Source organism: Ignavibacteria bacterium (assembly GCA_016873845.1).
Taxonomy (GTDB): Bacteria; Bacteroidota; Ignavibacteria; order Ch128b; family Ch128b; genus JAHJVF01.
In genome coordinates this window covers 1-24,402 of the sequence record VGVX01000042.1, presented here as the reverse complement: position 1 = coordinate 24,402, position 24,402 = coordinate 1, and the positions used below count along the sequence as shown (strand labels likewise).

General features: G+C 37.8%; 29 protein-coding genes and 1 tRNA gene. 25 read left to right on the top strand and 5 right to left on the bottom strand.

What is annotated here, in order from left to right; all coding sequences use genetic code 11:
• Positions 1 to 164 precede the first annotated feature (164 nt).
• Entirely contained in the window at positions 165 to 692 is a 528-nt protein-coding gene (locus tag FJ213_08790; GenBank protein ID MBM4176254.1) for a cytochrome C554, read from the top strand.
• Positions 693 to 715: 23 nt separating this feature from the next.
• Positions 716 to 1,171: a MarR family transcriptional regulator gene (locus tag FJ213_08785; protein MBM4176253.1), complete on the top strand. Its 456-nt coding sequence runs from the start codon at positions 716 to 718 to the stop codon at positions 1,169 to 1,171.
• A 66-nt stretch (positions 1,172 to 1,237) separates the two neighbouring features.
• Here FJ213_08785 and sucC read toward each other — a convergent pair whose 3' ends face one another.
• The 4 genes from sucC to pruA all read right to left on the bottom strand — a co-directional run bounded on the left by sucC (position 1,238) and on the right by pruA (position 4,668).
• Positions 1,238 to 2,449, bottom strand: a complete 1,212-nt coding sequence (gene sucC / locus FJ213_08780) for an ADP-forming succinate--CoA ligase subunit beta (protein MBM4176252.1) — start codon at positions 2,447 to 2,449, stop codon at positions 1,238 to 1,240.
• Positions 2,450 to 2,646: 197 nt separating this feature from the next.
• Positions 2,647 to 2,859 carry a DUF2283 domain-containing protein gene (locus tag FJ213_08775; protein ID MBM4176251.1) on the bottom strand — a complete coding sequence of 71 codons (213 nt, stop codon included), beginning with the start codon at positions 2,857 to 2,859 and terminating at the stop codon, positions 2,647 to 2,649.
• On the bottom strand, positions 2,843 to 3,106 hold the full coding sequence (locus FJ213_08770; protein MBM4176250.1) for a DUF4258 domain-containing protein: 264 nt from the start codon (positions 3,104 to 3,106) through the stop codon (positions 2,843 to 2,845). The genes FJ213_08775 and FJ213_08770 overlap by 17 nt, the downstream gene beginning before the upstream one ends.
• 11 nt (positions 3,107 to 3,117) lie before the next feature.
• Positions 3,118 to 4,668, bottom strand: coding sequence for an L-glutamate gamma-semialdehyde dehydrogenase (gene pruA / locus FJ213_08765; protein ID MBM4176249.1), 1,551 nt, complete (start codon positions 4,666 to 4,668; stop codon positions 3,118 to 3,120).
• A gap of 119 nt (positions 4,669 to 4,787) precedes the next feature.
• Here pruA and FJ213_08760 point away from each other — a divergent pair, with 119 nt between their 5' ends.
• From FJ213_08760 to FJ213_08710, 11 genes are all read left to right on the top strand, one after another.
• On the top strand, positions 4,788 to 5,921 hold the full coding sequence (locus FJ213_08760) for a hypothetical protein (protein ID MBM4176248.1): 1,134 nt from the start codon (positions 4,788 to 4,790) through the stop codon (positions 5,919 to 5,921).
• A 164-nt stretch (positions 5,922 to 6,085) separates the two neighbouring features.
• Positions 6,086 to 7,540, top strand: a complete 1,455-nt coding sequence (locus FJ213_08755) for a CoA-acylating methylmalonate-semialdehyde dehydrogenase (GenBank protein ID MBM4176247.1) — start codon at positions 6,086 to 6,088, stop codon at positions 7,538 to 7,540.
• A gap of 41 nt (positions 7,541 to 7,581) precedes the next feature.
• On the top strand, positions 7,582 to 7,977 hold the full coding sequence (locus tag FJ213_08750) for a GxxExxY protein (protein MBM4176246.1): 396 nt from the start codon (positions 7,582 to 7,584) through the stop codon (positions 7,975 to 7,977).
• Between the two features lie 51 nt (positions 7,978 to 8,028).
• Entirely contained in the window at positions 8,029 to 8,898 is an 870-nt protein-coding gene (locus FJ213_08745; GenBank protein MBM4176245.1) for an acyltransferase, read from the top strand.
• A 22-nt stretch (positions 8,899 to 8,920) separates the two neighbouring features.
• A complete protein-coding gene (locus FJ213_08740) occupies positions 8,921 to 9,487 on the top strand; it encodes an ORF6N domain-containing protein (protein ID MBM4176244.1) in 567 nt (188 codons plus the stop codon).
• Positions 9,471 to 10,820 carry an aspartate aminotransferase family protein gene (locus tag FJ213_08735; GenBank protein ID MBM4176243.1) on the top strand — a complete coding sequence of 450 codons (1,350 nt, stop codon included), beginning with the start codon at positions 9,471 to 9,473 and terminating at the stop codon, positions 10,818 to 10,820. Before FJ213_08740 ends, FJ213_08735 begins: the two co-directional genes overlap by 17 nt.
• Positions 10,821 to 10,846: 26 nt before the next feature.
• Complete coding sequence (locus FJ213_08730) at positions 10,847 to 12,193, top strand: NAD(P)-dependent oxidoreductase (protein MBM4176242.1); 1,347 nt, start codon at positions 10,847 to 10,849, stop codon at positions 12,191 to 12,193.
• A 67-nt stretch (positions 12,194 to 12,260) separates the two neighbouring features.
• Entirely contained in the window at positions 12,261 to 13,580 is a 1,320-nt protein-coding gene (gene preA, locus FJ213_08725; GenBank protein ID MBM4176241.1) for an NAD-dependent dihydropyrimidine dehydrogenase subunit PreA, read from the top strand.
• A gap of 71 nt (positions 13,581 to 13,651) precedes the next feature.
• Positions 13,652 to 14,002 carry a four helix bundle protein gene (locus FJ213_08720; GenBank protein ID MBM4176240.1) on the top strand — a complete coding sequence of 117 codons (351 nt, stop codon included), beginning with the start codon at positions 13,652 to 13,654 and terminating at the stop codon, positions 14,000 to 14,002.
• Positions 14,003 to 14,139: 137 nt separating this feature from the next.
• A complete protein-coding gene (gene hydA, locus FJ213_08715; GenBank protein MBM4176239.1) occupies positions 14,140 to 15,528 on the top strand; it encodes a dihydropyrimidinase in 1,389 nt (462 codons plus the stop codon).
• A gap of 225 nt (positions 15,529 to 15,753) precedes the next feature.
• Positions 15,754 to 17,175, top strand: a complete 1,422-nt coding sequence (locus FJ213_08710; protein MBM4176238.1) for an NCS1 family nucleobase:cation symporter-1 — start codon at positions 15,754 to 15,756, stop codon at positions 17,173 to 17,175.
• Positions 17,176 to 17,217: 42 nt separating this feature from the next.
• Here the strand turns inward: FJ213_08710 and FJ213_08705 are convergent, their stop codons facing one another.
• A complete protein-coding gene (locus FJ213_08705) occupies positions 17,218 to 17,595 on the bottom strand; it encodes a DUF559 domain-containing protein (protein MBM4176237.1) in 378 nt (125 codons plus the stop codon).
• Between the two features lie 420 nt (positions 17,596 to 18,015).
• Here FJ213_08705 and FJ213_08700 point away from each other — a divergent pair, with 420 nt between their 5' ends.
• From FJ213_08700 to FJ213_08645, 12 genes are all read left to right on the top strand, one after another.
• Entirely contained in the window at positions 18,016 to 18,324 is a 309-nt protein-coding gene (locus FJ213_08700) for an RNA-binding protein (GenBank protein MBM4176236.1), read from the top strand.
• A gap of 197 nt (positions 18,325 to 18,521) precedes the next feature.
• On the top strand, positions 18,522 to 19,094 hold the full coding sequence (locus FJ213_08695; protein ID MBM4176235.1) for a sigma-70 family RNA polymerase sigma factor: 573 nt from the start codon (positions 18,522 to 18,524) through the stop codon (positions 19,092 to 19,094).
• Positions 19,066 to 19,323 carry a hypothetical protein gene (locus FJ213_08690; protein MBM4176234.1) on the top strand — a complete coding sequence of 86 codons (258 nt, stop codon included), beginning with the start codon at positions 19,066 to 19,068 and terminating at the stop codon, positions 19,321 to 19,323. Before FJ213_08695 ends, FJ213_08690 begins: the two co-directional genes overlap by 29 nt.
• Positions 19,324 to 19,349: 26 nt before the next feature.
• On the top strand, positions 19,350 to 20,036 hold the full coding sequence (locus FJ213_08685) for a hypothetical protein (protein MBM4176233.1): 687 nt from the start codon (positions 19,350 to 19,352) through the stop codon (positions 20,034 to 20,036).
• 79 nt (positions 20,037 to 20,115) lie between these two features.
• Complete coding sequence (locus tag FJ213_08680; protein MBM4176232.1) at positions 20,116 to 20,511, top strand: thioredoxin family protein; 396 nt, start codon at positions 20,116 to 20,118, stop codon at positions 20,509 to 20,511.
• A gap of 11 nt (positions 20,512 to 20,522) precedes the next feature.
• Entirely contained in the window at positions 20,523 to 20,900 is a 378-nt protein-coding gene (locus tag FJ213_08675) for a DUF302 domain-containing protein (protein ID MBM4176231.1), read from the top strand.
• A 174-nt stretch (positions 20,901 to 21,074) separates the two neighbouring features.
• The gene (locus FJ213_08670) at positions 21,075 to 21,272 is read left to right on the top strand and encodes a DUF2892 domain-containing protein (protein ID MBM4176230.1); all 198 of its coding nucleotides are present in this window, start codon (positions 21,075 to 21,077) and stop codon (positions 21,270 to 21,272) included.
• 4 nt (positions 21,273 to 21,276) lie between these two features.
• The gene (locus FJ213_08665; protein ID MBM4176229.1) at positions 21,277 to 21,471 is read left to right on the top strand and encodes a hypothetical protein; all 195 of its coding nucleotides are present in this window, start codon (positions 21,277 to 21,279) and stop codon (positions 21,469 to 21,471) included.
• Positions 21,472 to 21,498: 27 nt separating this feature from the next.
• The gene (locus FJ213_08660; protein MBM4176228.1) at positions 21,499 to 21,714 is read left to right on the top strand and encodes a DUF1858 domain-containing protein; all 216 of its coding nucleotides are present in this window, start codon (positions 21,499 to 21,501) and stop codon (positions 21,712 to 21,714) included.
• Between the two features lie 110 nt (positions 21,715 to 21,824).
• Complete coding sequence (locus tag FJ213_08655) at positions 21,825 to 23,948, top strand: T9SS type A sorting domain-containing protein (GenBank protein ID MBM4176227.1); 2,124 nt, start codon at positions 21,825 to 21,827, stop codon at positions 23,946 to 23,948.
• A 148-nt stretch (positions 23,949 to 24,096) separates the two neighbouring features.
• Positions 24,097 to 24,172 (top strand) — tRNA-Met (locus tag FJ213_08650).
• Between the two features lie 58 nt (positions 24,173 to 24,230).
• Positions 24,231 to 24,402: GIY-YIG nuclease family protein (locus FJ213_08645; GenBank protein MBM4176226.1), on the top strand; the 172-nt coding region annotated here is incomplete at its 3' end.

Here is a 24,402-nt window from a genome sequence, read left to right as displayed (position 1 = left end):
GATTGATTTTGTTAAACAATTCGACATTCTAAGCAATTATAAAAGATGTTAAAATAAAGATTATTGATTAAGACAAACATTTTTTATAAAAAATTATTAAGTTGTGTTCAGAAAACTAAAAAAATGGAGGAAAAATGAAAAACAAAATAACCCTGTTCGTTATCATGGTGATTACACCTGTATTTCTTTTCATGTATTCTAATCCTGATGATAAGAAACATGGTTATATCGGTGCGGATGCATGCGGTATGTGTCATAAAACAGAAAAGCAAGGCAAACAGCTTGATATTTGGAAAGGGAGTGCACACTCGAAAGCATTCACAACCTTAACAACTGAAGAAGCTGATAAAATCGCAAAGGAAAAAGGATTTGATACTCCCGCAGCGAAAACCGCTGACTGCTTAAAATGCCATGCTTCAGGGCATGATGTTGATGCAACTTTACTTGGCAAGAAATTCAAAGCTGAAGACGGAGTTCAATGCGAAACTTGTCATGGACCAGGAAATGATTACAAAGACATGAAAGTTATGAAAAGCCGTGATGAAGCGGTGAAAAACGGTCTTGTTGTATATGAAAAGACAGAAGACCTCTGTGTAAAATGTCACAACTCCGAGAGTCCGACTTTCAAAGAATTTAACTTTGAAGAAGCATACGGTAAAATTAAGCATGCAATTCCTACAGCAAAAAATTAGTAATTAAAAAAACGGGTGGAAAAATGCGTTCGGAAGAACTCGAAAGCACGGCTTCAAATCTCGCTGAATTAACATTCAGGTTACTTGCGAGCTGTCACGAAAAAGAAGAGAGGTTAGCTAAAAATCATGGGCTTACACAAGCTGAATTTCGATGCCTGAGACTAATCCAAGCCGGTGAAAATATTAATAATCGAGAAATTGCCGAAAGAATGAAATTGAGTGCGAGCAGACTGACTCGTATTATCGATGGTTTAGTTGAGAAAGGATACGTCATGCGAGAAATCGAACCAACCGATAGACGTAATATGCGGGTGTATCTTTCTAATAAAGGAGTCGATTTCACCGAAAGACTTAATGGAGATTATTTAAATATCCACAAAGAAATTTTAGGCGACATCGATATAATGCAACATAAACCATTGATCAGTGCAATGACTCATTTACTTTCGGCCTTGGAAAAGTGGATAGCTAAAAGCTGATTTTTTCTGGAAATAATTTAAGAAGTGAGGGCAGGGAATATTAATTCTCTGCCCTTTTTTATGATTTCAATTTATTGCGAGAGTAACTTTATTAGCTGCCTCTTTTAATGATTTTGCTACGAGAAAATTTAATCCTGAATTATCAAGCAATTCGGCAGCTTCCTTAGCGTTAGTTCCCTCTAATCTTACAACAACAGGAATTGCGACATTAACTTTCTTCGAAGCTTCGATTACGCCCTGAGCAACTCGATCGCATCTTACAATTCCACCGAAGATGTTTATAAGAATAGCTTTCACATTCGGATCTGAAAGGATTATCTTGAATCCATTCTCGACTGTTTCTGCATTTGCACCGCCGCCAACATCTAAAAAGTTTGCAGGTTCGCCGCCTGCAAGTTTAATGATGTCCATTGTTGCCATTGCTAAACCGGCACCGTTTACCATACAGCCAACATTCCCATCGAGTTTGATATAATTTAAATTATACTTCGAAGCTTCAATTTCAAGAGGAGCTTCCTCATTCAAATCTCGATAAGCATTAATTTCGGGATGACGGTAAAGAGCATTATCATCAAAATTCATTTTAGCATCTAATGCGACTATTCTATCGTCGTTTGTAATGATCAATGGATTTATTTCGAGTAATGAGGCATCTGTTTCTTCGTAAGAATTATAAAGTTTAAGTAGAAATGGTATGAAGTTTTTATACGCAGCGCCGCTCAGTCCTAATCCGAACGCTAGTTCTCTAGCTTGGTAAGATTGAATCCCAATTGATGGATCAATCCATACTTTTAATATCTTTTCGGGAGTTTTCTCTGCCACTTTTTCAATTTCAACTCCGCCTTCGGTCGATGCCATGATAACATTTTTCGAAACGCTTCGATCAAGAAGAATACCAAGATAAAGTTCTTTTTTGTAATCAAGCCCTTCAGCAATGAAAAGAGTTTTAACAACTTTTCCCTCTGAACCTGTTTGATGAGTTACAAGTAAATTCCCAAGCATCTTTGAAGCCTGCTCTTTAGCTTTCTCTGCCGATGTAGTAAACTTCACACCACCTTCGAGGATCAATTCATCTCGATTATTCGGATTGAATAACTTCCCTTTTCCTCTGCCACCGGCATGAATTTGCGATTTGACAACAAATTGATTTACACCTCGTGATTGCAGTTTGCTAATCGCTGCGTCAAAATCGGATATGTCGTTAATCGCATATCCATCCTGAATTGCGACGTCGTTTTGCTTCAGTAATTCTTTAGCTTGATATTCATGAATTTTCATTAATTATCCTATTATTCGTTAATTGAAATTTCTATTCCGTTATTAATAATTTCATCCATTACAAAAGGAGATTCTTGAAAATCTTGACCTATAACAGTGAGTCACAAGTAAATGGATATATTTCAAGACTGTCTTTTCTGTTCCACACTTTTTTTACTCAAATGCAGATACAAAATGGACCGTTAATTAATTTTAGATCAGACTGCATACCGAAGATTTTCAACTTCAAATCGAAAAAGTTCTGATATCTGAAATCTTTTACTTGCGTCAAGAATCTCAATAGCGACAATTCTATTATCTTTTGTCGTGTGAACTATTAATCCTAAGTCAAGCTCAACCGCTCCATCAGGTATATTTTCTGATAGCTTAATAAATGCCGCATCTGTTTGTTCGTCATAATTTATTTTCATCAAGAAAACCCTTAAAATTTTTTAATGGATATGTCGTAATAATGAAAAATATATTACCATCTCTTTTGTATACAACTTTTAATGGTAATCCAAAAAATTTATTTGGAAGAAAACCAATGGCGCTTATTTTTTCATCTTTTTCCATAATAAAATCGGGATTTGCAACTACAGTTTCAACATCATTTTCGGTTATGTTATATAATCTGAGATTATTATTGGCATGCCGAGAAAATCGAAATTGAGACATACTATTTCAGATCAACTTATTTTTTCACTCCACAACTTTGCTTGGAGGAAAAGAAGTAAATAATCTCTTCCGCCTGCTTTCGAATCTGTGCCGCTCATGTTGAATCCGCCGAAAGGATGACCTCCGACTAATGCACCTGTACATTTTCTATTGAAGTATAAATTCCCAACATGGAATTCATGCTGTGCACGTTTAATTTTCTTTTTGTTGTTAGAGTACAATGCGCCTGTCAATCCAAATTCAGTATTGTTTGCAATTTCGAGGGCATGATCAAAATTCCTGGCTTTGATGACTGCGAGCACCGGTCCGAAAATTTCCTCCTGAGAAATTCGCGCCATGGGATCGATGTCGATAAATACTGTCGGCTCGAGATAAAATCCGTTCATATCGATCTTATTTCCGCCATTAAGCAGCTTACCTTCTGTTTTTCCAATCTCGATGTAATTCCAAATACTTTCATAAGCACTCTTGCTTACAACAGGCCCCATTGGAAGATTATCTTTTGCAACACCCACTTTTAGTGTATCAACTTTTTCTTTCAGTAATGTTACAAATTTATCGTAGATTTTTTCATCAACGATTGCTCTCGAACAGGCTGAACATTTTTGTCCTTGGAAACCAAAGGCAGAAGCAACTACGCCATCTACAGCTTTTTTCACATCTGTCTCATTGTCAACAATAATCGAATCTTTTCCCCCCATTTCAGCTACAACCCGTTTAATCCAGATTTGACCTGGCTGATGTGTCGCAGCTAATTGATTGATATGTAATCCGACTTCTTTAGATCCAGTAAAAGCAATGAAACGTGTTTTTGGATGTGCCACTAACGTATCTCCGACTTCGCCGCCTGAACCCGGAACGAAGTTAAACACGCCCTTCGGTAAACCAGCTTCTTCCATAATTTCGTGGAACAGCCACCCCATCATCGGTGAATCGCTCGATGGTTTCAAAACGACTGTGTTGCCGGTAACAATTGCGGCTGATGTCATTCCAACTAAAATTGCAAATGGAAAATTCCACGGTGGAATTACTACTCCCACACCTAATGGAAGATAAACAAGTTCATTATCTTCGCCTTTAACTTTCGTAAGCGGCTGCTTCCTTGCATATCGAAGCATTTCTTTTGCATAAAATTCGAGAAAATCAATCGCTTCAGCAGTGTCAGCGTCTGCTTCAACGTAATTCTTTCCGACTTCGGAGATCATCCATGCATTGATTTCAAATCTTCTTCTGCGAACAATGTTTGCCGCTTTGAAAAGAATTTTTGCACGTTTTTTAGGATCAATGTTTTTCCAGCTTTCAAATACTGAATTGGCATCGAGTATTGCTTTGTTTGCTAAATCCTTTGTTGCCTTTTGAAATGTTCCAACAACCTCATCTTTGTTAGATGGATTGATAGAAGTGAATTTTGATTCAGTGAAAATTCTTTCACCATTAATTACTAAAGGGTATTCTTTTCCAAATTGACTTTCGACTTTTTCAATTGCCTTCTTGATTTTTGAAAGATTCTTTTTATCAGAATAATCTAAAAATGGTTCATTTTTAAAATTTGTCTTAGACATGGTTTCACCTTAGAAATGTTAATTTTTGTAAAAAACTAAACAAAATTACTATATTAAGTTCGTAAATACAATTTGATAAATCAGTAAATTCTTACACTTTTTAGGAAAATAGCCTAGTAATGACACCAAGAGAACGAATTCTAAAAGCCATGAAGTTTGAATTGCCCGATCGAATTCCTGTTATGTGTCAAATGAGTATCGGACATATGCTTCAGCAGCTTCCAGAAGTATCTCCCGTTGATTTTTGGTTCGATGTGCATACTTTTGCCGATGGTTTAATTAAGCTGAGAGAGATTTACAATTTCGATGGAATTCTGGTAAGTCTTCACGGGCATATACAAAAATGGGATAGAGATTTTCATAATCGGACAGTAGAAAACGGTCTTGATGTACTTTACGGAAAAGATAGGAAATACATCTTTACCCGCGAGGATTTACCTTTCCCAGAATTCTACGAGACCAGAAAGTTTATTTCGATTGAGGATCTGAATATAGAATCGATTCCAACTGAAATAGATTACATTCCCGTTTCCGCCGGACTTCATTTTAAGATCGACCTAAAAAATAAGTTTGAGATTTTTAAAATGCTTCATGCAAAAGTTGGCGATGAGTATTCCATCCATGGTGAAGTGACCTCGCCGTTCGATTATCTGCTTGATCTTCTCGGTTATGAGAATGCGCTCATTGCACTCATCGAGGAATCTGAGAAATGTAAATCCCTCCTTCAAAGATTTACTAATGGGATTGTTCAGCTTGCAAACGAGATGTGTGACCAAAAAATAGACGCGGTAAAAGTTTCTTCGCCGTTTGCTGGAGCGGGTTTTATTTCGCCGGATTTTTATCGTGAATTTGTTCTTCCATATGAATCTCAAATCATTAAAGTTATAAAAGAGAAAGGGACGCATGTTTACATTCACACATGTGGAGCGATTAACGATAGATTAGAAATGATGATTGAATCCGGTACAACTGGGATCGAATGTCTTGATCCAAAACCATTGGGTGATGTTGAGCTTCCAGATGCTAAGAGAAGACTTGGGAAAAAAGTTTTTATTAAAGGTAATATCGATTCAGTGAATACTCTTCTATACGGTGATGAAAAGAAAATCATTCATGATGTTAAAGAAATAATTGAAATAGGTAAGCAAGACGGTGGTTTTATTCTCAGCACGGCATGTTCAATCGCACCGATGGTAAAAAGAGAAAACATCCAAGTTCTTCGGAAGCTGAGTGAAGAATTCGGTACATATTAAACCGGGAACTCCGATTGTAGTTTCGTCAGCAGATGATTATAATTTCGGTTGTAAATAACTGAATGTACAAATCATTTTCTTGCTACTTGGATATGTAATTTTTATTTTCGCACTCTAAGAGCAAAAGATTCCTCTTAGTAATATTTTTCTTATAGGAGAATCAAATGAAATATCCCGCAGTTGAAAATTTTATTGGTGGTTCGTATATAAAAGGCAGCCAAGGAAAATTAGATGTAACATCCCCCATTGATGGCAAAAAAATTTCAGAAGTTTATCTTTCCAATTATTCTGACCTGGTCAAAGCAGTTACAGCGGCAAAAAGTGCTCTTGTAAGCTGGGCCGCAGTTCCTATCAAAGAACGAGTGCAGGTTTTATTCAAATATCGTTCGCTTCTTGAAAAGAATATGAAAGAACTGACTGAATTAGTCAGTGAAGAAAATGGGAAGACATATACGGAAGCACAAGCAGAAGTTGAAAAGAGTATTGAGCTTACCGAATTCGCCTGTTCAATGCCTCAAATTGCTTCGGGTGAAGTTCTTGAAGTAAGTAAAGGAGTTGAATGTCGAGTTGAAAGATTCCCTGTGGGAGTGGTTGCCTCAATCACACCATTTAATTTCCCAAATATGGTGCCGAATTGGACAATTCCAAATGCAATCGCACTCGGTAATGCTATGATTTTAAAACCATCTGAATTAGTTCCGCTCAGTGCGAATCGAATTGCGGAATTACTGAAAGAAGCCGGATTACCTGATGGAGTTTTCAATGTAGTCCATGGTGCAAAGGAAACGGTCGAAGCAATTTGCGATCATCCAGGGATTGATGCAGTTTCATTCGTCGGCTCAACTAAAATTGCAAAGTTAGTCTATGTCCGTGCGTCCTCAAATTTAAAAAGAGTTTTAGCTTTGGGTGGTGCAAAAAATCATTTACTCGTTCTTCCCGATGCTCATGTTGAAATGACCGCAACAAATGTTGCTGCTTCGATGTCGGGCTGTGCTGGGCAGCGATGCATGGCTGCAGCATCTATGATTGCCGTCGGCTCAGTTGATCATATCATAGAAGAATTATGCAAAGAAGCCAGAAAAATTATTCCTGGCGTGAATCTTGGCGCTGTAATTTCTAATAAAGCTAAAGAAAGAATTGAAGGATATATCACCGATGCTGAAAATGATGGTGCAAAAGTTTTAGTTGATGGAAGAAATTATACTGTCAAAGGAAAGGAAAACGGCTTTTATGTTGGTCCAACGGTAATTGATTTTGTACGTCCGGAGATGCGGATCGCAAAGGAAGAAGTCTTCGGTCCGGTGATTGTAATAATTCGCACTGAAAATGTTGACGAGGCAATAAAAATACAGCATAGTTCGCATTACGGGAATGCGTCTTCTGTTTTCACTCAGAGCGGCGGGCTAGCACGTTCAATTACTGAAAAAGTCAATGCCGGAATGATCGGTGTGAATATTGGCGTACCGGTACCTCGTGAACCATTTTCTTTTGGCGGTTGGAATGAATCGCGCTTCGGAGTTGGCGATATAACCGGAAAAAGTTCAATCGAATTTTGGACCAAGTTGAAAAAAATTACTACAAAATGGAATCCGGAAGCTAGAGTAAACTGGATGAGCTAAAAATAATTGGACACTGATTATCATGAGAAATCATGATTAAAATGATAAATCAAACACACAAATATTCTGAAGTAACTGAATTAATCATCAAAGCATTTTATAATGTGTATAATAAACTTGGTTATGGTTTTCTCGAAAGAGTATATGAAAATGCAATCAGTATCGAGCTTGAAAGATTTGGTTTGAAATTTGAGCGACAAAGCCCATTAAAAGTTTATTATGATGGATACGAGATCGGTGAATATTTTGCAGACATTATTGTTAATGATGTTGTGATCGTTGAACTTAAAGCAAATGAAACATTGCATCCAGAGAATGAAGCTCAATTATTGAATTACTTAAAAGCTACAAATCTTGAAGTTGGATTATTATTAAATTTTGGTAAATCGCCGCAAATCAAAAGAAGAGTTTTTCTAAAAGAATTTAAAAAATCATGAGTAATCATTAATGATCATGAAAATCAGTGTCCAATTAAAATTGAGGAAATTATGTCTAAAGTCGTAAAGGGGGGATTGATACAAGCCTCATTATCCACCTCATCAGAGCAGCCGATTGAAAAGATAAAACAATCAATGATCGATAAGCATCTTTCTATGATTGATGATGCAGGGAAAAAAGGAGTTCAAATCCTCTGTCTGCAGGAATTGTTCTACGGACCATATTTCTGCGCTGAGCAAAAGACGAAGTGGTATTCACTCGTTGAAAAAATACCTGAAGGACCAACTACAAAACTCTTTCAAGAAATTGCTAAAAAATACAGCATGGTTATTGTCCTTCCCGTATACGAAGAAGAAATTACGGGAGTTTATTACAACACTGCAGCAGTGATCGATGCAGATGGAAAATATCTCGGGAAATACCGTAAGCATCATATTCCTCACTGCGATCCGGGATTTTGGGAAAAGTTTTATTTCAGACCGGGTAATCTCGGTTTCCCGGTATTCAAAACTGCTTATGCAGATATAGGTGTCTACATTTGTTACGATAGGCATTTTCCGGAAGGAGCAAGAATCCTTGGATTGAACGGTGCAGAAATAATTTTCAATCCGTCCGCAACCGTAGCAGGGCTTTCGGAATATTTATGGGAGCTTGAACAGCCCGCACATGCAGTTGCAAACGGATATTTCGTCGGTGCAATAAACCGCGTTGGCAAAGAAGCGCCATGGAATATCGGTGAATTCTATGGTAAAAGTTACTTTTGTACGCCAAGAGGAAAGATAATTGCACAAGCGAGTCGTGACAAAGATGAACTTGTTGTCGCAGATCTTAACTTGGACGAAATTCAAGAAGTAAGAAACGTTTGGCAATTCTTCCGTGACAGGAGACCTGAAACATATGAAAGAATAACTAATATATAATCATATCTCTTAAGCATTGAGAATGAAAGCGGTAATTCCATCGGAAGTAATTGAACAGAGGATTTTTCTGATTCGTGGCGATAAGGTGATGATTGATCGCGACCTCGCTGAATTGTATGATGTACACACCAAAGCTCTTAATCAAGCAGTAAAGAGAAATACAGAGCGATTCCCTGAAGGATTTATGTTTAGAATTACAAAAGAGGAGAGGACTGTACTGGTCACAAATTGTGACCGGTTCAGAACATTGAGGCATTCTACAAGTCTTCCATATGCTTTCACAGAACTCGGAGTTGCGATGCCGTCCAGTGTTCTGAAAAGCAAACGAGCAATTCAAGTCAACATCCATATAATGAAAACTTTTGTTCACCTGAGAAGAATGTTTACTGAAAATAAAGAATTGTCTCAGAGGTTAGAAGAACTCGAAAAGAAATACGATAAGCAATTCAAAGTAGTATTTGATATTTTGAATCAGCTGATAAATCCTTCTGAGCCGGAAAAACGTAAGATGGGATTTTTAGTAAAAGAAAAAGCAGCAGTGTATTCTGTTAAGAAAAAAAAGGTTTATAAATATGGGCGAGCAAAATAAAGAACAGCTTTCCATTTCTGAAATTACTGCGAAGTACACCTATGGAACTTGGCGGTATCAAAAAAATTGGAAACCTATGCACCTTGTCGATGCCGAGGGATGCTACTTCATCGATTCAACCGGGAAGAAATATCTGGATCTTTCATCACAGCTGATGTGCGTTTCGCTCGGTCATAAAAATCAGGCTGTAATAAAATCGATAGAAGAACAGGCAAAGAAACTTCCGTATGCGGCACCCGGATTCGCTACGGATGTAAGAGCGGAATTAAGCAAGCTTCTGCTGGAAGTCTTACCGAAAGGATTAGAAAAATTTTACTTTTCGACTTCAGGTACCGAAGCGAATGAAGCTGCGATCAAAATTGCAAGAATGTATACCGGAAAGTATAAAATTATTTCCCGTTATAATTCTTATCACGGTTCGACTGCCGCATCGATTGCAGCGACAGGTGATCCGCGGCGCTGGGCTGTGGAACCTTCAGGTAAGATCGATGGAGTGATTTTCGCTCCCGAGTGCAATTGTTATCGCTGCCCATTAATGCATAATTACTCTAACTGTGAAATCGCTTGCGTTGAGTACATCGATCATATGATAAAGAACGAAGGGAATGTAGCCGCAGTTTTAATCGAACCTGTAGTAGGTACAAACGGAATTTTAATTCCACCTGATGAATACCTGCCGCGATTGAGAAAAATCTGCGATGACAATAATGTTCTATTGATCGCTGATGAAGTTATGAGCGGCTGGGGAAGAACTGGAAAATGGTTCGCTGTAGATCATTGGAATGTTTCACCGGATATTTTGACTACTGCGAAAGGAATTACATCTGCATACGTTCCGCTTGGTTTAACGGCTACAACAATGAAAATCGCTGATTACTTTAACGATCATTATTTCTCTCACGGTCATACATACGAAGCCCATCCGCTAACTCTTGCACCTGCAGTAGCCGCGATCAATGAATTAAAGAAACATGATTTGATAAATAGATCCAAATCGATGGGAGAGTATTTATTTAAAAAATTGAAAGAACTCAGAGACAAACATCCATCAGTTGGAGACGTGAGGGCAATTGGATTATTCGCGGCGCTTGAAATAGTAAAAAATAAAAAAACTAAAGAACCGTTCAGCACGAAGATTGATAAAGTAAGCGGAAATACAATGCTTGTCGATAAGATTGCTCTTGAGTTGATGAAAAAAGGAATATTTCTTCAGGCGTGGATAAGTCATTTTATCATTGCCCCGCCTCTGATAATTACAAAAGAAGAAATTGATTTTGCTATTTCAGAACTCGATGATGCGTTAAAAATCGCAGATGCAGAAATCGTAGCATAAGTTTATAAATAACTATTGAATTGTATATGATTAACCTTGCACAAAAACTTACTGAACAAGAATACGAAAAAAACTTTGCTGAACTTCATCCACCATTCAGCAAAAATTCAGCAGTTGCCGAAGCCAATAGATGCCTCTACTGTTACGACTCGCCCTGCACAAAAGCTTGTCCGACTCATATTGACATCCCAGGTTTCATAAAAAAGATCGCTTCAGAAAATCTAAAAGGTTCGGCCAAAACGATTCTCGAAGCAAATTGGGTTGCATTGACGTGCGCAAAAGCATGTCCGGTGGATGTGTTGTGCGAAGGTGCCTGTGTGTTCATCGAAAAAAATGAAAAGCCGATTGAAATAGGGCGGCTTCAAAGATTTGTTATTGAAAATTATTTTCATGCGGGGATGCCAAAACTGTTTTCCGCTAAACCGCGTAATGGAAAAAGTGTTGGGATTATCGGCTCCGGCCCGGCTGGACTTGCATGCAGCGGTGAACTCGCCCTGCTTGGTTTTGATGTCACAATCTACGAAGCGAAAGAAATTCCAGGCGGATTGAACACTTGGGGAATTGCTCCTTACAAGGTCCGGCAAGCAGATAGTCTGAAAGAAGTCAAGCTGGTTGAAAGCTACGGAGTAAAAATCAAAACCAAAATTAGAATCGGAAAAGAGATTTCATTTGAGGAATTATCTTCGAAACATGACGCAATTTTTATAGGGATTGGTCTCGGTGAAAGTTTTGACTTGAAAGTCGAAGGAGAGAATTTGAAGGGAGTCATCGGCGCACTTGAATTCATTGAAGAGGTTAAAGCAGAAAAATGGTCGAAAGTAAATGTCGGAAAACGGGTAGCTGTGATCGGTGCAGGCAACACTTCGATTGATGCTGCAACCGAGGCAAAGCGGCTTGGTGCAGAGCATGTTATGATAATTTATCGAAGAAGCCGAAGCGAGATGCCCGCATATGAATTTGAATTTCAACTCGCACAAAAGGATGGTGTGACATTCCATTTTCAGACAAATCCGGTTAGAGTTATCGGCAGCAATTCTGTCGAAGGAATCGAATGTGTTAAAATGCAATTAGCCGAACTGGATGAAAGAGGAAGACGCAGACCAAAACCAATTCCGGGTTCTGAATTCAAAATTCCGGTTGATATGGTAATCAAAGCGATTGGTCAGCAAACTAATACTGATTTGCTCGGATCGATTCCAAATTTAAAAATTGAAAATGGGATGATCGTAGTTGATCCAGAAACATATCAGACTGGAAATCCAAAAGTTTTTGCCGGCGGCGATTGTATTAACGGAGGTAAGGAAGTCGTCAACGCAGCCTACGACGGTAAACGTGCTGCTCATGGTATATATAAGTATTTATTTGGAAAATAGCACACTGATATTCATGATTGATCATAATTATTCATGAAAATCAGTGACCAATTCATTAGGAAAAATTATGATAGATCTTTCAATAAACTTTGCAGGAATTAAATCACCAAATCCATTTTGGCTTGCATCTGCACCGCCATCAAATTCCGCATATCAAAACTGTAAAGCATTCGAGCAGGGCTGGGGTGGAACTGTGTGGAAAACAATTGGCGAGCCTGTTATGAACGTTTGCAATCGATATGGAGGATTAGATTACAATGGGCAGAAGTTAGTCGGATTAAATAATGTTGAACTCATTAGCGATCGAAACATCGAGGATAATTTCAAAGAAATTGCAGAGACGAAAAGACTCTGGCCCGATAGAGCTGTGATAGTTTCGCTGATGGTAGAATCGAAAAAAGAAACATGGCATGAAATTGTAAAAAGAACTATTGATACGGGCTGCGACGGACTCGAATTAAATTACGGCTGTCCGCATGGAATGAGTGAGCGCGGAATGGGCTCGGCTGTCGGTCAAGTTCCTGAATATTGTAAAATGATAACTGAGTGGGTAACAGAAGTCTCTACAATCCCTGTTCTTATCAAACTAACTCCAAACGTTGGTAACATTCAAATTCCATCTCGTGCAGCTAAGGCCGGAGGCGCTTCAGGACTCGCACTCATAAATACAATTAACAGCATTATTGGTGTTGATCTCGATACTTTTGAATTAAAACCAAGCATCGCTGGCAAAGGAGGGCACGGGGGGCTTGCAGGTCCAATCGTAAAGCCAATCGCATTAAACATGGTCTCCCAGGTTGCGTTAGATAATGAAGTCAATCTTCCTATTTCAGGAGTTGGCGGAATTAGCAATTGGCAGGATGCACTTGAGTTCATTTTGCTCGGTTCAACATCTGTCCAAGTCTGCACTGCTGTAATGCACTATGGATTTAGAATTGTACAAGACATGATCGAAGGACTGACTTTTTGGATGGAAGAAAAAGGATTCAATTCTTTGGATCAAGTTCGAGGCAAGTCGCTTTCCCGTATAGATGATTTTGGAAATTTCAACTTATTGCATAAAACAGTTGCGAGAATCGATCAAGATAAATGTATTCATTGCAATCTGTGCCACATTGCTTGCGAAGATGGTGCGCATCAATGCATCGACCTGATTTCGGAGAACGGAAAAAGCAAAACAATTGTTAGAGAAGAAGATTGTGTCGGATGCGATCTTTGTTCAATCGTCTGTCCGGTTGAAGGATGCATTTCGATGGTCAGAGTGGACGATGGAAAAGAAACAAAAACTTGGAATGAACTTGTAGCTGATTTCAAGAAGGACAATACCGAGCTAACTTGGGAGAAGCTTAGAGCTTTTCAGAAAAGATATGGAATTGAGATACATTAGCAATCAGCAATCAGCTATCAGCTTTCAGCTGTCAGATATGAAATTGAGTTTTTTTCAGGAGAAAATATTTTATGAAAGATTTTCGAAATCTTAAAGTCTGGGAATTAGCTCACAACATCGCCATGACTGTCTATAAATTAACAGAATCGTTTCCAAGGGAAGAAATATATGGGCTAACTAGTCAAATTCGACGAGCGGGTATTTCAATCCCAACTAATATTTCTGAGGGTTGTGGACGCAGTTCAGATGCTGATTTTAAAAGATTTCTTCAAATTGCATTTGGCTCAGCCTGTGAACTGGAATACCTTTTATTTTTTTCGTGTGAATTAAAGTATCTGTCCAAAATTGATTACGATGAAGTTGTCTCACAAGTAATAGAATCAAAGAAAATGTTAAGCGGATTAATAAGAAAGTTAAAATAGAAAAGCATTCAGCGGTCAGCTATCAGCTTTCAGTACAATACTGCAGGTAGATCAGGAATAACTTAATAAATTAAAACCGAATGCTTACAACTGAGTGCTGATAACTGAAAGCTGACAGCTAAAAAAGGAGTTAAACCATGTCAATTTTAATAAAAAACGGACAAATAATTACTGCCGAACAAGATTATATCGGTGATATTTTTATCGAGAAAGATAAAATTTCACTCATCGGAACAAACTTAAAAATGGAAGCTGATTCTGTCATCGATGCGAAAGGGAAATATATTATTCCTGGCGGCATTGATGTTCATACACATTTAGATATGCCTTTCGGTGGAACAACATCGTCTGATGATTTCTTCACCGGCACTCAAGCAGCCGCCTTCGGAGGAACTACATCGATCATCGATTTTGCAATTCAAGCAAAAGGCACAAGAATGAGAGACGGACTAGATATCTGGATGAAAAAAGCAGAAGGTAAAGCCGTAATTGATTATGGATTTCATATGATCATCACAGATTTACCCGAAGCTCATCTTGAAGATATGTCTGAAATGGTTCGTGAAGGCGTGACGAGTTTTAAATTGTTTATGGCCTATCCCAACGTCTTGATGGTAGACGATTCTACCATATTTAATGCTTTGAAGCACACCGCGAAAACCGGTGCACTCGTCTGTATGCACGCTGAAAATGGAAATGTGATCGATCAAATAGTTATGCAGGCTGTTGCCGACGGAAAAACTGCGCCGATCTATCATGCTTTAACAAGACCAACAACTGCTGAAGGAGAAGCAGTTAATCGAGCCGTTGCATTGGCTGAATTGGCAGGAGTTCCGATCTATATAGTCCATTTATCTTGCAATGATGCACTCGAAAAAATTGAAGAAGCACGCTATAAAGGTCTGCCTGCTTTTGCTGAAACGTGTGTACAGTATTTGTTCCTCTCGCTCGATGATATGGGAAAGCCAGGATTCGAAGATGCAAAGCTTGTCTTCTCCCCGCCGCTTAGAGAAAAATGGAATCAAGGAAAACTTTGGGCAGGATTGAAAAAGAATTCGCTTCAAATTGTTTCGACTGATCATTGTCCGTTTAGATTTAACGATCAAAAACAATTGGGAGTTGAAAGCTTCACAAAAATTCCAAACGGAGGTCCCGGCATTGAAAACCGCATGCAGCTTATGTTCGACGGTGGTGTAAATGAAAAAAGAATTTCATTGAATCGCTGGGTGGAAATAACATCAACCGCACCGGCAAAAATGTTTGGAATGTATCCGCGAAAAGGCGCAATCGCTCCTGGCTCTGATGCGGATATTGTAATCTGGGATCCGAATAAAGAATTAATAATTTCTGCAAAGACACATCATATGGCGGTCGATTACTCCATGTTCGAAGGGAAGAAAATTAAGGGTAATGCTGAAACAGTGATTTCTAGCGGTGAAATAATCATTCAGAACGAGAAATTTTTAGGAAAAGCCGGAAGAGGGAATTTTATCAAACGAGGGACATACGGCTCGGCTTGGAGCTGATATACATCATGGTGAAGGTTTTTGAATATTGAATGTTGAACAAGGAATAATGAATCCGTCAACTGACGGATGAATAATGAAAATTGAATAATGAATAGGGAGTAGTGAAATAGGAATCATGAGTTTTGAAGTTCGAGCTGATAAAAATACTTCGTAATTCATCATTCTTTAATCAATATTCATTATTCAACAAAAAATAAACTACGAACTAAATCTTGGAGGGTTATGAGTTTATTCAATCAACATGGTCTAATTGAAACAGACGTAAGTGATATTCATGGCAGCAGTCTGATAAATCAGGATCTTGCACCGACAAAAATCTCCGAACGAACGTGGGGAACATACAATTACGCTGCACTTTGGATTGGGATGAGCGTTTGCATTCCGACATACATGCTTGCAAGCGGTTTGATCGCTGGCGGAATGAATTGGTGGCAGGCACTGCTAACCATCACTCTTGGAAATATAATTGTATTAGTTCCAATGATCTTAAATGCTCATGCTGGCACGAAGTTCGGAATTCCATTTCCGATATTAGCACGCGTTTCATTCGGAACTCTTGGCTCGAATATTCCGGCACTCCTCAGAGGAATTGTTGCTTGCGGCTGGTTCGGAATTCAAACTTGGATCGGAGGGCAGGCATTGAATTCAATGATCGCAATTTTATTTCCGGCGTGGGCAAACTTTGAACTTGGCTCTGCTATTAGTTTTATAATTTTCTGGCTGATGAATGTTTACTTTATTATTAAAGGAACAGAATCTATCAAATGGCTCGAGTCACTCGCCGCTCCATTTTTAATTCTTATGGGATTAGTATTGTTATACTGGGCGTATCAGAAAATTGGGGGCTTCGGTCCGATTCTGAATCAGCCAAGTAAATTTCAAACATCGGCAGATTTCTGGAAATTTTTTATTCCATCATTAACCGGAATGGTAGGATTTTGGGCAACGCTGTCGCTAAACATTCCGGACTTCACAAGATTTGCGAAAAGTCAAAAATCACAAATGGTCGGACAAGCGATCGGACTTCCGCCGACAATGGCTCTATTTTCATTTATCGGAATTGCAGTGACATCAGCAACTGTAATTATTTTCGGAGAAGCGATTTGGGATCCAGTAGTTTTACTTTCAAAGTTTGACAGTCCGATAGTTATTTTTCTTTCACTTGTTTCACTGCTTGTTGCTACTCTAACCACGAATATTGCTGCAAATGTAGTTTCGCCAGCAAACGATTTCTCGAATCTTTATCCCAAGAAAATAAATTTCGTTCGCGGCGGATTGATAACGGCAGTTATTGGAATCGTTATGATGCCGTGGAAACTTATTTCGGATTACAGCGCATATATTTTTGGGTGGTTGATTGGTTATTCAAGTTTTCTCGGTCCTATAGCTGGAATTCTTATTTGTGATTATTTTTTGATAAGAAAAAGAAATTTAATTGTACGCGATTTGTATCTCCGCAATGGTAACTATGAATACAAAAAGGGATTTAATCTCCAGGCAATTTATTCACTTGCGGCGGGAGTTTTTATCGCTTTAATCGGTTTGATCGTCCCATCACTACGTTTTTTATATGACTACGCTTGGTTTGTCGGATTCGCAGTTGCGTTCATTGTTTATTTTATTTTAGTGAGAAAGAAGGTTTGAGTTTTGGTTTGTTTGCTTGACTGTCGGGTGTGAAATTTAAGTTCAATGTAAATTTTGAAGCGAGAGTTTGATTTGTTCTTCGATCTTCATAAAGACTATGTTTATGTTTTCAAATATTTCTTCGTTCCGGATTCGCAAAAAAGTTATTCCGAAGCTCTCAATATAGTTCTGTCTATCTGCATCGCGGAGTTTTTGCTCGGGCAGGTCGTGAATATTGCCGTCAATCTCGATAGCTAATTTTAGCTGCGGTGAGTAAAAATCAATGATAAACTTATCTACAGAATACTGACGGCGGAATTTTATTCCAGCAGTCTGTCGATTACGTAAATAACGCCAAATTATTGCTTCAGTTGGAGTTTGTCTTTTCCGAAGCTTGCGTCGGTTTTCTTTTTCGGTTGTGCGGTTGAAGTGTTGTGTCATTGTAACGTTTTGGACCTCACCCCCGTCCGAAAGTATTGAGTAATATTTCTTGATGTCATTCCCGTGTAAACGGGAATCCAAAAAGATAAATAGATTCCCACTTGCGTGGGAATGACTGTGTGAGAAGACTTTTTTTTACAACTGTACACGCAAGGGGAGAGGTCGCAATGAACCTTCTATAATTTTTATCTCCTCTTCTGTTAAGCCGTAAAGTTCGTAGACAAGCTGATCGATCTGCCGGTCAATTGTTTTTGGCTGCTATTTGATAAATAAATAAATTAAGCTTATCTTGTTTCAGCAAAAATAACTTTTAGATAAAAGATTACTCACCTTTTAATTTTCACAACTTATTTTTTGCGACTTAGTCTGCCAAGTGGCGCTATTTTAAAATTTTATAATTATTTTTTTTAAGGAAAAAAAATGAACATTTACGTTGGAAATTTATCCAAAGAAGTAACAGAAGCCGATTTGAAAGAATTGTTTAGTCAATACGGCGTTCTTTCAAGTACAAAAGTGATCAGTGACATGTTCACACAGGATTCCAAGGGATTTGGATTTGTAGAAATGCAAAGCAAATCAGAAGCTGAACAAGCAATAAAAGAACTTAACGGTAAAGAGCTCAAAGGTAAAAAAATTATCGTAAACGAAGCTCGACCAAAAACCGATAAAAGAAAAAGCGGCGGACAAAATCGCCGTGGCGGTTCTTTTGGCGGCGGCCGACGTTACTAAAATTAAGAAGTAATTTTTACGAAACTGCAGCTCTTATTAAAAAATTGCTGCAGTCAATCAATCATATCAAAAAAACATTTTCTGATCAATATCACTTCGATGTGATTTTTGGGGATTAATTCGGATTGGAATTTTTGGCTGAAAAATATCACGTCATTTTTTATTTTTGTGCATCTTTTTGAAACTATTTTCATCAAATGATCGAAGCGAAAGAACTTGAACTTATAGAAAAAGCTAAATCCGGAGACAAAAAATCTCTTTCGGATTTAGTTACAAAGTATGAAAAAACTGTTTTCAGTTTTGCGTTCAAGGTCTGCCGAAATAGAGATAAAGCAGAAAACACAATGCAGGAAACATTTATAAGCGTGATAAAGTCATTGCATCAGTTTGATGGTAACTCGAAATTTTCTACTTGGCTGTATCGAATTGTTGTTAATCACTGCTTAATGCTTGCACGTTCAGAAAGCCGTCACTCGCAGTTTCATTCATTCGATGATGATGACACATCGATCGAGGAGCCTGCAGTTGAACACTGGACAGATCTTCCTGCGGAAAAAGTTTTGAACGATGAACTAAAAACACTAATGGATAATGCAATCCAAAAGCTCGGTCCAGAATACAGGATGGTTTTTTTACTGCGCGATGTCGAAGGACTTTCAACGCAAGAAACAGCAGATACTCTCGCTTTAAGTATCTCAGCAGTAAAATCGCGTTTACACAGAGCAAGATTTTTTTTAAGAAATGAACTTAGAACATATTTCGAAAAATAATTTGACCTGTAAGGAAGTTATAAATCAGGTTTGCGAGCATCTTGGCGAACTGCCGGATTCACCTGTGTGCATTGCGATTCAAGATCATCTGAAGGAGTGCGACAACTGCACAAACTTTTATGACTCATTAGAGAAGACCGTCACACTTTATAAAAAATATTCTCCCGATCTTCCTGAAGGTGCGCACGAACGTTTGATGCAAGCACTCAAACTCGCTGATAAAAAATAATTCTACATTTAATCTCGGAGGTTAGTGTGAGGAAAAATTTTCTTATCCTATTGGTTACAGTAAATTTTGTCTTCTTCGTTTCCTGCAGTGATGGTGATAAATCAGAGGACCCGCCGCAAAAACTTTTTGGGCAAATCACAGATTCAACCGGAATTCCGCTCAAAGGAATAAATATTAATCTTTTTTATTCATTAGTAGATAAAAGTGTTCAGAAAGTTAAATCTAAATGGAATACTGCTATTGAATTCGGAATACCAAACAGATCGTTCGTAAAAATATTTCTGTATCGATTCGATGAAATTCAAGACACAATAAAAATTGATACATTTCCTGCTGGCAGACATTCAGTTTTTTTCGATGCAGTATTGCCAAATGGTTCGCACAAAATTGAACTTAAGATTAAAGACATGACAACTCTTAAAGATACAACATCGTTTGTGAAAATATTTTACAATAATCCCGATGCATACTATTTTACTTCTATAAATGAGAAAGCTCTTTCGATCACTGATGAAATTGGAAAGTTTGAAATTTTAGATAAGTATGTCGCTGTTGGTGAGGAAATTTCCAGATTTGACGAAGTGGGAAATTTTATTGGGAAATCGATTGTTCAGCCTGAAGTTACATTTATGCTTGATAATGGCAGTAAAGCCGTTCAAGGACCAAAAGTTCATTTTTATGACCAAAAAAACGAACTGAAAATCAAATTTTAACTTTTTTAGGAGAAATATTTTTCACTAAGCAATGTGAATCCATATTTCATAATATGCATCAAATCACAAAAACACAAAAATGACTTACGTTATAATCACATTTGCAGCAATTTTCACATTTTTTATCGTTTTTCAGTTTTATTTAATTCGAAAGAGTAAGAAAATTGTCGGCGCTTCGATTGATCTGAGTCATATTCCTGAATCGATTAGAAAAGTTTTAGAAAAAGGAAAAACACTGATTTACTTTTACTCACCAAGCTGCGGACCGTGTAAGGTTCAAGCTCCGATCATAGACAAATTGAAGAATGAGCTGAAAAATGTTGTGTCCGTCGATATCAGCGGAGATTTTCGTACTGCTAGAGTTTTTGGCGTGATGGGGGCACCCTCAACAATCATCCTTGAAAATGGCGTGGTGAAAGAAATGTTCGTTGGTTTTAAGAGTGAAGAAGTTATAAGAAACGCATTTAATAATTAGGTGGAGAAAAAATGAATCTTACATTGAAATCAAAGAAAAATTTTGAACAAGCACTTGAAGATTTACAAATGAAAGTCACAGAAAATAATTTCAGAGTGCTGCATGTACATAATGTCCGCGAAACTCTGAAAGAAAAAGGTTTTGAGATTGAAAATTATTCGATCGTTGAAGTCTGCAATGCAAAATTCGCAAATGAAGTTCTGGGTACAAACAAAGAATACGGAGTCCTTATGCCATGCAAGATAAACGTCTATTCAGACAAAGGAGAAACGTTTTTATCGATGCCGCTTCCATCTGTAATGATTGAAAAATTCCAGATGAAAGGTGTAGACGAAATTGCAAAAACCGTCGAAGAGATTTTAATAAAAGTTATGGAAGATTCTGTTTAATGAATGAGTTACAAATTGCCGGCATTTTGATCGGTGCAATTTCGGGATTTTTTATTGGAAAATATTTTCAGAGGAGAACAGGTGGTGTTTGTCCGCTTCTTTGTAATCCGAAAATATCAACGATTTATTTCGCATTATTAGGTTATCTATTAACAAGCTCAAAAGGAATATAAAATGAAAAAAAATATGGGTTCACTCGATAAGACAATCAGAATGATTGTCGGAATTGTATTATTAATTTTTGCTTTAATTGATCCGCAAAACAATTGGTGGGGATTAATCGGTATTGTGCCGTTAGTGACATCATTCGTTGGCGTTTGTCCGGCATATCTTCCATTTGGATTGAGTACAATCAAATCGAAGAAAAAGTAATTTAATGCGATCACTGTTTAATAATTTGAAATTCCGAATTCCGTTTTTTGTTGGTGCTGGTGCTGCGATAGGTTATGCATATTATTATTTTATTGGATGCTACTCAGGAAATTGTCCGATAACATCAACATGGTATGTTTCAACACTTTACGGCGGAGCGGCTGGGTTGCTAATCGGATTCCCAAATAAGAAAAAGTGAGTAATTTATTATCTCAACTTGAGCTGAATGAAAACTGACACACTGCAAATCACAAAAGAAGTTTTTATTGAGGATTTAATTAAAATTAAACCTTCATCCGTTAAATATTTAATGGAGAAAGGAATCCGCTGTCTTGTTTGCGGCGAACCAATTTGGGGAACGCTCGAATCAGCTGCTCAGGAGAAGGGATTTACGCGAAGCGAAATCGAAACTTTTGTAAATGACCTTAAATCACTTGACTGATTCGGATTTTTAGCTTCTTAAAAATTTTCAAAAAACTTAAGAAATAAATAATTTCTGTTGACAATTGTCAGCCGAATTATGAGATTCGTGCAAAATTTAGTGAGGAATAAATGAAAATTAGTACACTGTTCTCTATTGTGCTTACCTTGTTTTTTGTAAGCACTCTTTTCGCACAGCTCAATCCGCCAGCAAATCTCATTGGCACTTATAAACCGAGCAGCGGGACAATGCATTACGGTTTTGTTGAGCTGAAGTGGCAGTATACAAGCTTAGCTGCTACATTTAAAGTTTATCGTAAAAACCCGGATGCAACAGAGTTTACTTTGTTAAAATCGGGAATTCGTTCACTCTATTTCAATGACTATAATGTTCAGTCAAATAAAACATATGAATATTATGTCGTTGCATATACTTCGACGCAAACCAGCGATCCGAGCAACACAGTTTCGGTCACTACTCCTCCAGCACCCGATTGGGTTAAATTTACAAGCACACCCGTAAAAACCGGAAATGTTGGAGTAGCATATTCATATGACGCAAATGCATCGAGCAATGATTCAACGGCAGTCATAACCTATTCGTTATCTGCTTTTCCAACCGGAATGACAATTAACTCTGGAGATGGAGTGATCGATTGGACGCCTATCAGCGCCGGTCACTTCTCGGTTAAAATAAAAGCTGAAAGCAACAAGGGGGGATATGCATATCAAAGTTATTCGATTTCTGTTACTGCTCCAATGGGAATCGTACAAGGTGTAGTAACAGATGAAGTGACAAATCTTCCGATTAAAAAAGGAGTGGTTTATTTCTACGGCTCAACATCTACGAGATATGAATATACTTACACCGATACTAACGGTAACTACTCGAAAAATTTACAAGGCGGAACTTATAAAATAAAATTTTCTAAACACGGTTACATCACAGAGTATTTCGATAATAAAACTTCTTTAGAAACTGCAGATCCGGTTGTGGTCGCGGTTGGATCTCCTGTAACAGCTTCTGCTGCATTAGGTGTAGTTCCACCTCCGATTACTTTCACAATATCTGGAAGTGTCTTGAACGCCGCCAATGAACCTGTGCGCTCAACTGTTCAAGTGTTCGGAGTTACAGATGGATCTATCACAGGAACATCAATGTGTCCGATTACAAAAACAGATTCACTCGGTAATTATTCATTTACATTAGTAGGAAATAAATCCTATGTCGTTTATGCAAAACCGTTTGATGTTGCTTATTATCCTGAATACTGGGATAATAAGAGAACTTTTCTTGAGGCGGATAAAATTTTACTAAATGAAAATAAGAGCAATATCAACTTCGTAATGGATTTGAAACCAGTTTATGCAAATGGAGTTGAGGGAACAGTTCGTCATTTTGCTTCAATGACTGGAGTTCCTGCACACGTTACTGTATTCAAGCTTTCGAGCGGAAGATTTAAGGTGTCTAAATCAGTTCGTTCAGACAGTCTGGGCGTTTATGCGCTTCAAAATCTTGAACCCGGGATGTACATTTTACATGCTGTACCGCCGAGACCGTATTTGCCCGGATATTATAAAGAAGGTGGAATTGCTTGGAGTTGGCGTCAAGCTGATACTGTTACAGTGACCGAGACATCTATTTTACAGAATATAAATATTAATTTGAGATCAAGAACCGACACTGGTTCTGCAATAGCAAATGGAAAAATTATAACCTCTTCCGATGCGAATGTGTCAGGCGGAATTGTTTATGCACTGGATGTTAATGGAAATGTAGTTGATTATGGAATCTCCGAAGGAGATGGAAGTTACATTTTGAGTGAAATCCCAGCTGGCACATATAATTTTATTGTTGATAAGGTAGATTATAATTCAAATACGATATATAATGTTACCTTTGACTATTCAGATAACTCTTCCAAGGTTATTAATTTATTGATTAATCCTGCGACGCCTACCGGGGTTGACGACAATCCAATTCTCAAACCGATAAGTTTTGCACTCGGACAAAATTATCCTAATCCTTTCAATCCAGCTACGAACATTAATTTCTCGATAAAAGAAAAATCGTTCGTCACTTTAAAGGTTTATAACTTATTGGGCAAGGAAGTCGCAAACTTAGTTGAACAAGTAAAAGAACAAGGTGATTATAAAATACAATTCTCTGCAAGTGAATTGCCAAGCGGTGTTTACATGTATCAACTAAAATCAGGTAGAAATACGATCACTAAAAAAATGTTATTGATGAAATAATTTTCAGTAATAAATTTGTAAATCCCCGATGCATTTGGTGTATCGGGGATTTTTTTTTATATTTGCACACAAAATTTTGAAATTCACATCGCGGTGTAGTGTCCCGATAAATCGGGAGTAGCTCGTCGATAGGAAATAAAATATATATCGCGGGGTAGAGCAGTTGGTAGCTCGTCGGGCTCATAACCCGGAGGTCGCAGGTTCAAGTCCTGCCCCCGCTACAAGTAAAAGAGGTTCGTCAAAGAGCCTTTTTTTGTTTCCGGACAAGTTGAAAAATGATCAATGAAATACTTTGTTTATGTGATACTAAGTCGAGAGGGTTATCGTTATACAGGTATGACAGAAGATTTAGAACGTCGTTTGCAAGAACATAACGAAAAGGTAAAATCTTTCTGGACAAAGCGAGGCAATGATTGGCGAGTAATATACTTTGAAGAATTCGAAACAAAACAAG

Bases quoted from the DNA above. Each gene is read 5' to 3' on its own strand.
- FJ213_08740 (MBM4176244.1), top strand. From the start codon at position 8,921: ATGAAAGCGGTAATTCCATCGGAAGTAATTGAACAGAGGATTTTTCTG.
- pruA (MBM4176249.1), bottom strand. From the start codon at position 4,668: ATGTCTAAGACAAATTTTAAAAATGAACCATTTTTAGATTATTCTGAT.
- FJ213_08675 (MBM4176231.1), top strand. From the start codon at position 20,523: ATGAATCTTACATTGAAATCAAAGAAAAATTTTGAACAAGCACTTGAA.
- FJ213_08660 (MBM4176228.1), top strand. From the start codon at position 21,499: ATGAAAACTGACACACTGCAAATCACAAAAGAAGTTTTTATTGAGGAT.
- FJ213_08695 (MBM4176235.1), top strand. From the start codon at position 18,522: ATGATCGAAGCGAAAGAACTTGAACTTATAGAAAAAGCTAAATCCGGA.
- FJ213_08705 (MBM4176237.1), bottom strand. From the start codon at position 17,595: ATGACACAACACTTCAACCGCACAACCGAAAAAGAAAACCGACGCAAG.
- FJ213_08670 (MBM4176230.1), top strand. From the start codon at position 21,075: ATGAAAAAAAATATGGGTTCACTCGATAAGACAATCAGAATGATTGTC.
- sucC (MBM4176252.1), bottom strand. From the start codon at position 2,449: ATGAAAATTCATGAATATCAAGCTAAAGAATTACTGAAGCAAAACGAC.
- FJ213_08755 (MBM4176247.1), top strand. From the start codon at position 6,086: ATGAAATATCCCGCAGTTGAAAATTTTATTGGTGGTTCGTATATAAAA.
- FJ213_08745 (MBM4176245.1), top strand. From the start codon at position 8,029: ATGTCTAAAGTCGTAAAGGGGGGATTGATACAAGCCTCATTATCCACC.
- FJ213_08750 (MBM4176246.1), top strand. From the start codon at position 7,582: ATGATAAATCAAACACACAAATATTCTGAAGTAACTGAATTAATCATC.
- FJ213_08775 (MBM4176251.1), bottom strand. From the start codon at position 2,859: ATGAAAATAAATTATGACGAACAAACAGATGCGGCATTTATTAAGCTA.
- FJ213_08770 (MBM4176250.1), bottom strand. From the start codon at position 3,106: ATGTCTCAATTTCGATTTTCTCGGCATGCCAATAATAATCTCAGATTA.
- FJ213_08655 (MBM4176227.1), top strand. From the start codon at position 21,825: ATGAAAATTAGTACACTGTTCTCTATTGTGCTTACCTTGTTTTTTGTA.
- hydA (MBM4176239.1), top strand. From the start codon at position 14,140: ATGTCAATTTTAATAAAAAACGGACAAATAATTACTGCCGAACAAGAT.
- FJ213_08710 (MBM4176238.1), top strand. From the start codon at position 15,754: ATGAGTTTATTCAATCAACATGGTCTAATTGAAACAGACGTAAGTGAT.
- FJ213_08730 (MBM4176242.1), top strand. From the start codon at position 10,847: ATGATTAACCTTGCACAAAAACTTACTGAACAAGAATACGAAAAAAAC.
- FJ213_08680 (MBM4176232.1), top strand. From the start codon at position 20,116: ATGACTTACGTTATAATCACATTTGCAGCAATTTTCACATTTTTTATC.
- FJ213_08720 (MBM4176240.1), top strand. From the start codon at position 13,652: ATGAAAGATTTTCGAAATCTTAAAGTCTGGGAATTAGCTCACAACATC.
- FJ213_08760 (MBM4176248.1), top strand. From the start codon at position 4,788: ATGACACCAAGAGAACGAATTCTAAAAGCCATGAAGTTTGAATTGCCC.
- FJ213_08700 (MBM4176236.1), top strand. From the start codon at position 18,016: ATGAACATTTACGTTGGAAATTTATCCAAAGAAGTAACAGAAGCCGAT.
- preA (MBM4176241.1), top strand. From the start codon at position 12,261: ATGATAGATCTTTCAATAAACTTTGCAGGAATTAAATCACCAAATCCA.
- FJ213_08690 (MBM4176234.1), top strand. From the start codon at position 19,066: ATGAACTTAGAACATATTTCGAAAAATAATTTGACCTGTAAGGAAGTT.
- FJ213_08785 (MBM4176253.1), top strand. From the start codon at position 716: ATGCGTTCGGAAGAACTCGAAAGCACGGCTTCAAATCTCGCTGAATTA.
- FJ213_08790 (MBM4176254.1), top strand. From the start codon at position 165: ATGGTGATTACACCTGTATTTCTTTTCATGTATTCTAATCCTGATGAT.
- FJ213_08735 (MBM4176243.1), top strand. From the start codon at position 9,471: ATGGGCGAGCAAAATAAAGAACAGCTTTCCATTTCTGAAATTACTGCG.
- FJ213_08665 (MBM4176229.1), top strand. From the start codon at position 21,277: ATGCGATCACTGTTTAATAATTTGAAATTCCGAATTCCGTTTTTTGTT.